The 12,064-nt window shown below is 59.5% G+C and carries 7 protein-coding genes and 2 pseudogenes; 8 read left to right on the top strand and 1 reads right to left on the bottom strand.

The window, feature by feature from the left end:
* The 3 genes and pseudogenes from NI18_RS20140 to NI18_RS20150 all read left to right on the top strand — a co-directional run.
* Positions 1-801 (top strand): annotated as a pseudogene (locus NI18_RS20140) (IS30 family transposase); the annotation flags it as partial.
* A 104-nt stretch (positions 802-905) separates the two neighbouring features.
* Complete coding sequence (locus NI18_RS20145; RefSeq protein WP_306286559.1) at positions 906-3,365, top strand: heavy metal translocating P-type ATPase; 2,460 nt, start codon at positions 906-908, stop codon at positions 3,363-3,365.
* Entirely contained in the window at positions 3,362-3,742 is a 381-nt protein-coding gene (locus NI18_RS20150) for a Cu(I)-responsive transcriptional regulator (protein ID WP_037532861.1), read from the top strand. The genes NI18_RS20145 and NI18_RS20150 overlap by 4 nt, the downstream gene beginning before the upstream one ends.
* 415 nt (positions 3,743-4,157) lie before the next feature.
* On the opposite strand, the gene NI18_RS20155 is transcribed toward NI18_RS20150, so the two are convergent.
* Positions 4,158-4,544: a hypothetical protein gene (locus NI18_RS20155; RefSeq protein ID WP_037532865.1), complete on the bottom strand. Its 387-nt coding sequence runs from the start codon at positions 4,542-4,544 to the stop codon at positions 4,158-4,160.
* A 145-nt stretch (positions 4,545-4,689) separates the two neighbouring features.
* Between NI18_RS20155 and NI18_RS20160 the strand changes: the two genes are divergently transcribed.
* The 5 genes and pseudogenes from NI18_RS20160 to NI18_RS20185 form a co-directional block, all read left to right on the top strand.
* Positions 4,690-6,936 (top strand): EAL domain-containing protein, encoded by a 2,247-nt coding sequence (locus tag NI18_RS20160; RefSeq protein WP_198527080.1) that lies wholly within the window; start codon positions 4,690-4,692, stop codon positions 6,934-6,936.
* A gap of 47 nt (positions 6,937-6,983) precedes the next feature.
* The gene (locus tag NI18_RS20165; protein ID WP_037532870.1) at positions 6,984-7,583 is read left to right on the top strand and encodes a TonB-dependent receptor plug domain-containing protein; all 600 of its coding nucleotides are present in this window, start codon (positions 6,984-6,986) and stop codon (positions 7,581-7,583) included.
* An 83-nt stretch (positions 7,584-7,666) separates the two neighbouring features.
* Positions 7,667-8,796 (top strand): annotated as a pseudogene (locus NI18_RS20175) (IS3 family transposase).
* A 720-nt stretch (positions 8,797-9,516) separates the two neighbouring features.
* Positions 9,517-11,547 carry a hypothetical protein gene (locus NI18_RS20180; protein ID WP_157840586.1) on the top strand — a complete coding sequence of 677 codons (2,031 nt, stop codon included), beginning with the start codon at positions 9,517-9,519 and terminating at the stop codon, positions 11,545-11,547.
* Between the two features lie 141 nt (positions 11,548-11,688).
* Positions 11,689-12,064: hypothetical protein (locus tag NI18_RS20185; RefSeq protein WP_198527081.1), on the top strand; the 376-nt coding region annotated here is incomplete at its 3' end.

The raw sequence follows: 12,064 nt of genomic DNA on the forward strand, positions 1-12,064 counted from the left end.
CGCGCTGCGCCCCAAGCCGTGCAAGCTGGCTTGCCATCCCACTTACGCCGAACAGTATCACGCAAGCTGCGCCGCAGCTGGTCGCCCGAGCAGATCGCTGGCTGGCTCAAGCGCAGCTTTCCGGACGAAGAGCAGCACCGCGTGTCACACGAGACGATCTACAAAAGCCTGTTCATCCAGGCGCGTGGCGTCCTGAAGAAGGAGCTGCTCGAGCATCTCCGGGCGAAGCGCACGATCCGCCGCTCGCGCCACGCCAGCCTGAAGCGTGACGGGCTTGGCCAGATCAAAGATGCGATATCGATCAGCGAACGGCCGGCGTCAGTCGAGGACCGCGCCGTGCCCGGACATTGGGAGGGCGATCTCATCTCGGGCACGCGAAACAGCCATATCGTGACGCTGGTCGAACGCCAGTCACGCTATGTGATCCTGGCCAAGGTGGCGAACAAGGAGACCGCCAGCGTCGTCTCGGCCCTGATCAAGCAGGCGCGCAAACTGCCTCGCGAGCTCTATCAGTCGCTGACCTGGGATCGCGGCAAGGAACTTGCCGATCACAAGCGCTTCACCCTGGCGACCGAGGTCGACGTCTATTTTTGCGATCCGCAAAGCCCGTGGCAGCGCGGTACCAACGAGAACACCAATCGCCTGCTGCGCCAATATCTGCCCAAGGGAACGGATCTGTCGCTCCACAGCCAGGCCAAACTCAGCGCCATCGCTCGCCAGCTCAACGAGCGCCCCAGAAAGACCTTGATGTATCAGACACCGGCTGAAATGTTCGCCGAGCGTGTTGCGGCGACCCGTTGAACCCACCGGTGTTTTCGGACGGTATCGCGAATAGCCGGCAACGGGCCTTGACCCTGACATGGTGTTAGACCCTACATACCCTTGGGTCGAAGGAGTTTCACGTCATGAACGACCCTCATTTCCAGTCCCATGCCGGGCGTTGCGGCTGCTCGGCAAAGCCAGCGGTTGAGGCGGCTGTTACGCCCTCGACCTGCTGCTCGGGCACGCCAGTGACGGCAGAACAAACCGCCGGATCAGCTACGTGCTGCGCCGGCGATAAGGCCGCTGACGGCGCGGCGACAGTCACGGACCCCGTGTGCGGAATGACGATCGATTCGGCGAAAACGGCGCATCACGCCGAGCACGCCGGCCAATCCTATCATTTTTGCAGCGCCGGATGCCGGACCAAGTTTGTCGCCAAACCTGACGCCTATCTTGGCGACAAGCCAAAACCGGAAGCCAAGGCAACACCAGGGGCGATCTGGACGTGCCCGATGCACCCGCAAATTCGTCAGGAGGGACCGGGAACGTGCCCGATTTGCGGTATGGCACTCGAACCGGAAGAGCCGTCGCTCGACGATGAGCCTAATCCTGAGCTGGTCGATTTCACGCGCCGGCTATGGGTAGCGGGCGTGCTCGCCGTGCCGCTGCTGGCGATCTCGATGGTTGCCGAAATGCTCGGCGTCCATGTTGCCAGCTCTACCGCTTCGCCTTGGATACAGCTCGCGCTCACCGCACCGATTGTGTTGTGGGCGGGCTTGCCGTTTTTTCAGCGGGGGTGGATATCGCTTCGCACTCGCCATCTCAATATGTTCACGCTGATCTTGATCGGGGTCGGTGCTGCCTTCCTTTACAGCTTAGTCGCGACGGTTGCGCCGGGCATCTTCCCCCCGACGTTCCGAATGCACGGGGGCGTAGTCCCGGTTTACTACGAAGCCGCTGGCGTCGTGGTGGCGCTGGTGCTGCTCGGACAAGTTCTCGAACTGCGCGCAAGGGCGGCAACGGGACGCGCGATACGTGCCCTCATGGATCTTGCCCCCAAGACTGCGCGTCGGGTCCGGTCGGACGGCTCAGAAGAGGAAGTCAGCCTTGCTGATGTGGCAACCGGCGATCGGCTGCGGGTTCGCCCTGGGGATGCGATCCCCGTTGACGGCGTGGTGATCGAGGGCCGTTCCTCGGTCGATGAATCCATGCTCACCGGCGAACCCGCACCAGTCCTCAAGGAAGTCGAGGCGACCGTCACCGGGGGCACAGTCAACGGCACAGGAAGCTTGGTCGTGGAAGCCCGCGCTGTCGGCTCGGATACGATGCTCGCCCGCATCGTCCGCATGGTCGCCGATGCGCAGCGCAGCCGTGCTCCAATCCAGGCGGTCGCCGATCGGGTATCGGGTTGGTTCGTACCTCTGGTCGTTCTCGTTTCTATCGCGACCTTCATGGTGTGGTCGTTGGTCGGGCCGGAGCCGCGGATGGGTCACGCGTTGCTCAACGCCATTGCGGTGCTGGTCATCGCCTGTCCCTGTGCGCTCGGTCTCGCTACTCCCATGTCGATCATGGTTGGGACGGGCCGCGGGGCCCAGGCTGGCGTTCTGGTCAAAAATGCCGAAGCGCTACAGAGCCTCGAAAAGGTCGATACGCTGGTCATCGACAAGACGGGCACGCTCACGGAAGGCAAACCGTCGCTGATCGCGGTCGAGACGGTCGGTGCCGTCGATGAAGACGACCTGCTTGCCCTTGCCGCTGCAGTTGAAGGGCAATCCGAACACCCTCTCGCCCACGCGATCGTCGTCGCCGCTAAAGAACGCGAATTGCAGCTCGGGACGGTCGCCGATTTCGTCTCGCAAACTGGTCTGGGTGTCAGCGCCACGGTGGACGGTCGGTCGGTCGTGATCGGGAACGCCGCGCAAATGAACCGGGTCGGCGTTGATCCTAAGCCGGTCGATGAAGCCGCCAATCGTCATCGCGGCGACGGTGCAGGCGTCATTCTAGTGGCGATCGATGGCGCTCTTGCCGGCCTGCTCGCGGTCGCCGATCCGGTTCGCGCCAATGCCAGTGAGGCAATCGCCGCGCTTCGCCAACAAGGGCTCCGCGTCATCATGCTGACTGGTGACAACCAAACGACCGCCGATGCGGTCGCTCGCGCGGTTGGCGGGCTCGACGACGTGCGCGCCGGTCTGCTCCCTGAAGATAAGGCGAGTATCATCGGCGAGCTGAAAGCGTCCGGTGCCAAAGTTGCGATGGCCGGTGATGGCATCAACGACGCTCCAGCGCTGGCAGCTGCGGACGTAGGCCTGGCGATGGGCACGGGAACGGACGTGGCGATCGAAAGCGCCGGGATGACGCTCACGCGCGGCGATCTTTCGGCGATCGTGCGAGCGCGCAAGCTCGCGCAGGCGACCATGCGAAATATCCGGCAGAATCTGTTCTTCTCCTTCCTGTTCAACGGTATCGGCGTGCCGGTCGCGGCCGGAGTGCTCTACCCCGTGGCGGGCATTCTGCTCTCGCCGATGCTTGCCGGCGCAGCGATGGCGCTCTCGTCCTTTACCGTGGTCCTCAACGCACTGCGGCTGAACACGGTGAAGCTATGAACATCGGAACGGCATCGGGTGCCAGCGGCGTCTCGCAGCGGATGATCCGCCATTACGAGAAGATTGGCCTAGTGCCCGCGCCAGTTCGACGCGGCACCTACCGGGACTATACCGATAGCGACGTTCATCGCCTTCGCTTCATCGCCAATGCCCGCGACCTGGGCTTTCCGATCGAGGAAATCCGTACGCTGCTCGGGCTGTGGTCCGATCAGGGGCGATCGAGCGCAGAAGTGAAGGCGCTGGCCGAGTCTCGCGCTGCCGAGCTGGGTCGTAAAGCCCGCGCTCTGGAAATTATGCAACGATCGCTGATCCATCTTGCTCAAGCGTGTCACGGTGATGATCGGCCGGATTGTCCGATTATCAATCGCTTGGCATAATAGGTGGCGGAAAACGCTGTCGCTTTCTCGGATGCTCGACAAACAGGTGATTTCCGATTGTACCGTCTCGATCGTCGAAAAACGCCGTCGCCAACCCCGGCTGGCGACTATCGTGCGTTTTGCGTCGCCTAATAGGCGTTTGAGCCGCTAGCGTGCCGGCTTCTGACAGCAAATATAACACCTGCAGCTGCAATCCTCCTGCTGCATATTGAGCAACCGGGGTTTATCAACGCACGCATCATCTATTGGCTGAGTAAGTCGCGATGAGCCGCGCACGGATGCCGGCGATCGTGTCCTCGGCACCGCGCGCTGCCAAGCGGAGTGGATCCGGCACGGTCGCGCGCGAAATAGTGAAGGTTCCCGATAACGATCGTGCGGCGAGAGCCAAATCTCGCTGAGCGACCCCCGATAGGCGTCAAGCCACCAGGCGTTCAGCCATGATAGCGATCATAGCTGCATTCAGCGTCAGCCTATTACCGCTGTTCTCCTCAATCACCAGATAGCTTTGCGTACGCCTAAGTGGATCGAGTCCGTTCCAGCGTCGCAGGCATTCACCTAGCGTTGCCTTCCAAGGCTGATGGATGGTTTCGATCAGTTCGGCGCGATTGTCTGAATCGGTGATGGGCATGCCGCCGCCATAGTCCACTTTGCTGAACGCCCTGCTAACACTGCCACGCGCTTCTGCATCTCGTAGATCGGCGTTGTCAGCAACCGCGAACGCACGCGTGATGCGAGCTGTGTAGCAGCTGCCGTTATCGGTCAGCCACTTGATTGGCTCGGGCCCGCGGTTCAGACCACACATGCCTCTTAACCGCCTGTAAAGCATATGCTAACCATAGGCTCAAACGGTGTTGAAACACTATTGGCCTATGATTTCTAGTGGAGGCGGACAAGAAGGCCGATCGGGTATGACATACGTTCCTCCAACGATAAGTATGCCCCGTCATGTGAAGCCCACTGCAACCGTTGCAAGCGTCGTGTTATGCCTGGCTCTCGCCGGGATCCTTGCGATCTTGCTTGCCGGACTCTCAATGAATTCCGATGCACTGAACACGCAAAGGCAGCTAATTGACAATGCTGTCAGCCAAGACGTGGTGGAAGCCTTAAACGAAATTCAGAGTATCGCATTTTGGGACGTCGCGGCCGAGAAGACCACGACATCGGTTATGGATGTTGACTGGTTTAACAATGAAATCGGTCAATATCTCAGCAAGGTGAACGGACACGATGCCGTCTGGATACTCGATCAGGATAACAAGCCAATCTACGGTTACGAAGGCGGTCGGCAGCTTCCCCCCTCTTCGCTTCAACCTTACGGCGGCGAATTAGCAGAACTGGTCAGGATCGTGCGCAGCGGCAAAGAGGACGGTCGCCGCATACGCGACGCGAACATTGAGACACATCGTGGAGCGTACCCTGGCTCCCTCGGCAGCAACTCGCGTGGCCGTTGGAGTTCGCATATCATCGGGGATGCCGGCGAGGCTGTGATCCTAACGGTCATGACGATCGTGCCAGTCACTGAACGTGTGGTCTTGCGGCAGCGGCCGCATTTGATCGTCAGCGCCGTCAAAATCAATGAGCAGCGCATTCAGACCTATGCCGACACGTTGCTGATCAACGGGCTTCATGTAAGACCGCTAAGGTCCTCGCATAAATATTCGGGCACATATATTCTAACAGATGATAAGGGCCAACCGATCGTCCAACTTGTATGGGCCTCCCGCCGACCAGGCCGGATCCTCTTACAATACGTCTTGCCGCTCTTTGTCATCGTTACCGCGATCGCCGCATTTCTGCTAGTCGCAACGTTCCGCCGAATGCAGAAAATGACAATCTCGCTGATTGACAAAGAGCGAGAGGCAAGTTTCCTTGCCAACTTTGATCCGCTATCTTCGCTTCCCAATCGTCGTCTCTTCATGCAACATTTCAACAAATTGCTTGCTCCCCACCTGATTGACTCAAATCCCGCAATGGTAGCATTTTGCGACATCGATAACTTCAAGACCGTCAATGACACGTGGGGCCACGAGGTCGGCGATGTTCTCATCAAGACCGTCGCCAAACGATTGCGAAATGGTTTCCCGGACAGTGTTCTCGTCTCGCGCTTCGGCGGCGACGAGTTTGCTCTGGTGCATGCGGAAAAGTGGCTATCGGTAGAGGACTTTGGAAATCGCATACAACGCGCTTTCGCAGAGCCTTTCGATCTTGCAGGAAAGCCGTCACGCATTGGCGTATCGGTCGGTATTGCGATTGCACCAGATCACGGCCGCGCAAGCAGCGAGTTGCTGCGCAACGCTGATATTGGCCTGTACGAGGCCAAGGATGGCGGCCGCGCGCGTTGCGCAGTGTATCACCGCGGCATGCACGACCAGATCGTTGTGCAGAAGGAACGTGAAACGCGGATTCAGAATGCGCTCGAAGCCAGCCGCTTCGAACTCCACTACCAACCCATCGTCGATATCCGCAGCGCCTGCGTCTGCGGCATGGAAGCCCTGCTGCGCTGGCCGGCGGACGATGCGGCAGCGATGCCGCCAGCAGAATTCATCCCGATCGCCGAGCGAGCGGGACTGATGCCCATACTTGGGGACTGGATCATCTCGCAGGCCTTCCGTGATTCCCTGCGGTGGCCGGGACTATGGGTTTCTATCAACCTGTCACCGCTGCAGATTAGCACCGCTGGCCTGATCAACACCCTTAGTCGCGAACTACGCATAAGCGGCGCTGACCCCGCGCACATAATGTTCGAGATAACGGAGGGTCTTCTTCTTAATTCAACTGTTGATACCCGGAAAACTTTTGACGCCATCCGAGCTATGGGCTTCAAGATTGGTCTTGACGACTTTGGAACGGGCTATTCAAGCCTAAGTTACCTCCAAGACTTTACCTTCGACAAACTCAAGATAGACCGCAGCTTCATCTGCAACGGCAAGCTGCAGGACTCGCGCTCTGCCTCCCTGGTGAAAGCCGTCATCGACGTTGGCCGCGCACTCGGCATCGAAGTGGTGGCCGAAGGCGTCGAGCACCTAAGCGAGGCGCGGATCCTTCAGGCGCTCGGTTGCTATCAGTTCCAGGGGTGGCTCTACGGACGAGCGCTTCCACCTATCAAAGCAACTGACCACATACGAGAATTGAACACACTTGTATCCCAGGGGTTCACCGTCGATCCGGTAGCCTCGCTGCGCGTGGCAAAATAGCAATTCGTATCTTACAAATCTTGCCCTCGGGACTAGTGGCCGGTGCGATGTTGGCCGGATCGATTTCGACCACGTCATCTGCCCAGCTTCCCGCACCACGAATTGACGTCGACGAACCAAGCGACATCATCGTGACCGCACAGCGTCGATCGGAGCGTCAAATAGACGTACCGGCCGCGATCACTTCCTTGTCCGGAAAAGGCTTCGACGCAGCGGATTTGGGTGACACCAAGGCAGTTATACGGTACACGCCCGGTTTTTCCGGCTTCGCAGAGAACAACTTCGTCGACGGCATCGCCATTCGCGGCATCGTTTCAAACGACTACGGGCTTGGTGGCGACCCCTCGATTGGAATTTTTCGAGACGGCGTTCACCAAGGTCGGACAGGTTCGGTGATCACCACCGCCTATGATTTGGAACGCGTTGAGGCGCTACGCGGGCCGCAGGTGTTCCTGTTCGGTCGCAATGCAATTTCCGGAGCACTGGCAATCGTCACCAAGGCGCCCGATCCGGACGCGGCCGAAGGCTACGTGACGATCCGTGCGGGCAATAGGCACCGCTTTGAGGTTCAGGGGGCTTACAACGCCGCTTTAGGCGATGGTTGGGCGCTTCGTGCGGCCGTTGATCGGGAAACCGAGAGAGGATAGAGGTGGTTCTAGGAATCTGAACAGCGGGGATAAGTGGATTGCCGATCTGACAGCGGCCATGCTGGCCGCGAAGAGGAAGCAAGATGAGCAAGCGACCCCGCCGGAACCACAGTCCGGCATTCAAGGCCAAGGTGGCGCTGGCTGCTGTGAAGGGTGAGAAGACGCTGGCCGAGCTGGCGCAGGAGTATGAGGTGCACCCGAACCTCATCAACCAGTGGCGGTCCAAGCTGCTGGAGGGGGCGGCAGACGTGTTCGGAGCGGTTCCGGCAGCGAGCGAACCAGCGGTCGATATAACCGTGCTGCACGCCAAGATTGGTGAGCTGACGCTGGCGAACGATTTTTGGCCGGTGCGCTCGGGAAGGCCGGTCTGTTGCCGAGCGCAAAGCGATGATCGACCGTGACCATGAGTTGCCGCTGACCCATCAGGCGCAGCAGCTCGAGATCAGCCGCGGCAGCATCTACTATCTTCCGCGGCCTGTATCCTCGGCTGACCTGGCGATCATGCGCCGGATCGACGAACTTCATCTGCTCTATCCGTTCGCCGGGAGCCGGATGCTGCGCGATCTGCTCCGTCAGGAGGATGTGAGCATCGGACGACGGCATGTTGCGACGCTGATGAAGCGGATGGGGCTAGAGGCGATCTACCGCCGTCCGAACACGTCGAAACCGGCGACGGGTCACAAGATCTATCCCTATCTGCTGCGCAAGCTGGCGGTGACGCGGCCGAACCAAGTTTGGGCGACCGATATCACGTATGTGCCCATGGCGCGCGGTTTCGTCTATCTGGTCGCTATCGTCGATTGGTTTACCCGGCGGGTGCTGGCTTGGCGGGTGTCGATCTCAATGGATGTCGCGTTTTTGTATCGAGGCACTGGAGGAAGCGCTCGCCCGTTATGGCAAGCCTACGATCTTCAACAGCGACCAGGGCTCGCAATTTACCAGTGCGGCTTTCACCGCTGTCCTTCACCGAGAGAAGATCGCCATTAGCATGGATGGAAAGGGTTGCTGGCGCGACAACGTGTTCGTGGAGCGCCTCTGGCGCTCGGTGAAATACGAGGACGTGTACCTCAACGCATACACCTCAGTCCCGGAAGCACGCGCCGGCATCGGCCGATACTTTGCATTTTATAACAGCATCCGGCCACATTCAGCCCTTGGTACCAGGACACCGGACCAGGTATACTTCGACCAGCCGCTTCTCGCAGCGGCATGATCAACCAGCGGCGATCCACTTATCCAGACCGCGAGCCTGTTCAGACAACCGGGGCCACCTCTATCTGCCATCTCCAACGTCCCGGCCGGTGTCACGCCATCAGTGACGCCGAACGATGGCCGTTTGGTGATCGCACTCGTGTATCACTGCATCATCAGGGGCAATGACACGACAGTCCGCGCTTACGGGTGAATATGTCGACCGCGAACTTGGCGGCACACCGCATCGCGCGACGAGCGCGAGTGGCACGCTCACCGTCACGTCATCGAGCACAGGCTCGACCGGCGTTCTGCGTTTCGCGTCGCCGCGCAATCGCTTCCCCAACACCATCGGCCGCCCCCTCACGACGCAGACGAGCACTTGGGCATCCTTGATCTCTGTCGATCATATGATCGGCTCTGGAGCGATGTCAGAAATCCGTGCGCGTATCGATTGCGCCTACATCGAACAGGGTACCGGGAAGCCTATCGGCAACGGCTTCACGTTGTATCAGATGTATGCAGAAGACGTGGTCAACCAGATTGTTGTCCCGATCACATTCCCTAATCGTCCTTATCCCATCACCGTAGCTGACGGAGAAGTTGATCTCGTTTCGAACGCCGTGCTGGCTGCAGCGTTTAACCGCACGCAGCTTGATGTCGGCACCGTGATTCGATTCAAGGGCGTCGCCGAGTTTGCGGCAGGTTCGACGGGACTGCCCGGCCACCTCTCGATAACGACATGCCGACAGGCGGCTTCTGTTACAATCCGGCAGTGCGCCAGCCGGCCAATCTGGCATCGCCTGGCGCTGTTGTTTGGGAAGGCACCAACCCTACGGCAGGGTTTACAATGTCGGGCGCCTCTCAGCTGCTCCCGATCATGCTGGGTAAGTTCGTCAGCGGCGACCCACTCGTTTACCTCGGCACGGGCGACAGCATCTTCATGGGGTCGAACGACGGCGCCGGTGGTGTAAACGTCGGGACTGGCATATTCACGCGGTTCCTTTGCACGCCTACGCCGGCCGTCACCGGCAAGGCGGGCTGTAACGCAGCAGTTGCGGGCGGTGCGGCGGGCACCTGGACTTCGCAGGGCGGTGGGACGGGTCTTAATCCCTACCTTGCGACGCTCGTCAAATATGCGAACCGTGTTGTTGATAACTACGGCACGAACAACTTTCCGACCGCCGCAAATTACAGCGGATCGGCCCTCGGCGCAGTGCAGGGACAGGTGTATTCGCCATGGCCTTACTACCGCAGCTTAGCTGTTACCGGATCAGGTGTCACACCGATGAAGATCTGGCGCACCAAGCTGTTTCCGCGGACGGCAGGAGGCATCACCACGCCGTTTCCCGAAGACCAGACCGTTTGGCTTGGGGGCTCAACGGTCAGCGAACAATGGGAACCGGGCGGTAGCGTTGATCAGTTCCACGATTGGCTGGTCGATCAAGCCGCGACCGGGGGGGTTGACGGCATCATTGACTTTGATCCGATCGCTCGCGCCGACCCGTTCGGAAATCGCGCCACATCGGTGCTTTATCATCGCTGGGCGGCAGGGTCTTTCATGACGGCTGACGGAACACATCCTGGCGGAGGAACGGCAATTTTCGCTGCCTACATGGATGACCGCATTCGCGCACTTGAGGGCGGCACCGTCCTGCCTAAGTTCAGTCTCATCGGTAGCACGCGCAAAGTCGAGGGCGCGGCGGGAGCGACCACGACTTACACGTTCATGGTGACGCGCAACACGACCATTGGTCAGGCATCGGTCAAGTGGGCAGTTTCAGGCTTCTCGGGAGCCACAATTAAGGCAACCGACTTTGTAGCCGGCGTCATCCCGAGCGGCGTCGCCACCATTGCAAACGGTGCAGCGTTCACGACGTTCAACGTTGTCGTGAAGGGTGACAATGACGCGGAAAGCGACGAGTTATTCGACGTTACCCTGTCCGAGCCATCCAACGGCTATGGCCTGTACTTCACCAATGCACGCGGTCAAATCACGAACGATGATGGTCCGCCGCCGCTTTGGACTCCGGACCAGCTTGGAACGAAGCTGATCGACTATTTTGTAGCTTCGGATGCTTCAGCCACTCCGGGCGCGTGGAGCGGCCGAAAGAACGTCATGGCTTATTCGCAGCCTGACTCGACAAAACAGCCGGTCTATTCGACTACCTTCAACGGTCGTTTCGACTTCGATGGCGTTGACGACTATTTTGAAATGTCCAAGGGTACCAATCAATTGCCTGCTGGTAGCGCGTATTGCGGTATTTTTGCGCTCAATCGAAACGGCACCGGAACAAATTACCAGGCCCTGCTTGGAATGGGTGACGGTACAACCGCTAATCGTCGTCGTCTCGCAAAAGCAAGCGGTACTTACGGTCAGCCAAGTGTCGATCATGGCGTCGGGCGCCCGTTGACGACAAGCAATCAGATAACTTGGGTCAACCGCACGTATGCGATGATCTGGGAGATTGCCCCTGGCGTTGGACCCGTTGTTGCTTTCACCGCTTTTGACGGCAATCAGAAGATCACGACCAGCAACGCTGTAAACACGGCCAATGTCGTTCCGACAGCGATGCGACTTGGTGCTTCCGAGATTATCGGTGATTTCTGGAACGGCTCCATTGCTTCGCACGGTTACCTTCGCGAGGCCATGACTACTGATGAACGTCAACGACTTGACGGCTGGATGTCTTGGACGAGTGGGTATCAAGGGGCCAACTTGCCTACCGACCATCCTTACAAGCTTGTCGCACCGGTAATTGAGGCGGCGTAAATCCGGCCAGCATCAGGTCCAATAAGTCGTCAATGCGCCCGCCTCAAAAAAAGTCGGGCGACTTCATCTGGCTGCGCAATTCGTCATTGCTCGCCTTTCTGTTTGCCGCGTCATTTGGACGGAAAATCATTAGGAATCGCCATGATACGCTACATTCTAACGGCCCTTGCGTTGCTTGCCTCACCGGTAGTGGCGCAAACCGAACACATCGTCACCGGCGCCAATCCGCCCGCGAGGATCTCGGTCTGCGCGGGCGACACGCTGATCCTGAAGAAGCAGATGGGTCGCGAGCTGCTTGCCGACGGTACGCGCGCCGCTGGGTGGCCCGCCTGGAACGATCGCAGCCGGTCGAACGCGGTCGGCAACGGCTTCGAGATGATCGGTGCGGCCAAACTGCGCTTTGTCGGGAACGTCCAGGGCAAGGGTTGGGTCTACGCTCCGGTCGACGCACGACCTTGCGCCGCACCGGCGGGGCCTGCGGCGGTTGTGGCCCCGGCAGCCCCGGCAGCCCCACCCA

Source organism: Sphingomonas sp. Ant20 (assembly GCF_000783375.1).
Taxonomy (GTDB): domain Bacteria; phylum Pseudomonadota; class Alphaproteobacteria; order Sphingomonadales; family Sphingomonadaceae; genus Sphingomonas; species Sphingomonas aerolata.

What these genes read in the sequence shown, in the direction of transcription:
- NI18_RS20180 (WP_157840586.1), top strand. Translation starts at nt 9,517, where the DNA reads ATGCCGACAGGCGGCTTCTGTTACAATCCGGCAGTGCGCCAGCCGGCC.
- NI18_RS20165 (WP_037532870.1), top strand. Translation starts at nt 6,984, where the DNA reads ATGTTGGCCGGATCGATTTCGACCACGTCATCTGCCCAGCTTCCCGCA.
- NI18_RS20150 (WP_037532861.1), top strand. Translation starts at nt 3,362, where the DNA reads ATGAACATCGGAACGGCATCGGGTGCCAGCGGCGTCTCGCAGCGGATG.
- NI18_RS20155 (WP_037532865.1), bottom strand. Translation starts at nt 4,544, where the DNA reads ATGTGTGGTCTGAACCGCGGGCCCGAGCCAATCAAGTGGCTGACCGAT.
- NI18_RS20145 (WP_306286559.1), top strand. Translation starts at nt 906, where the DNA reads ATGAACGACCCTCATTTCCAGTCCCATGCCGGGCGTTGCGGCTGCTCG.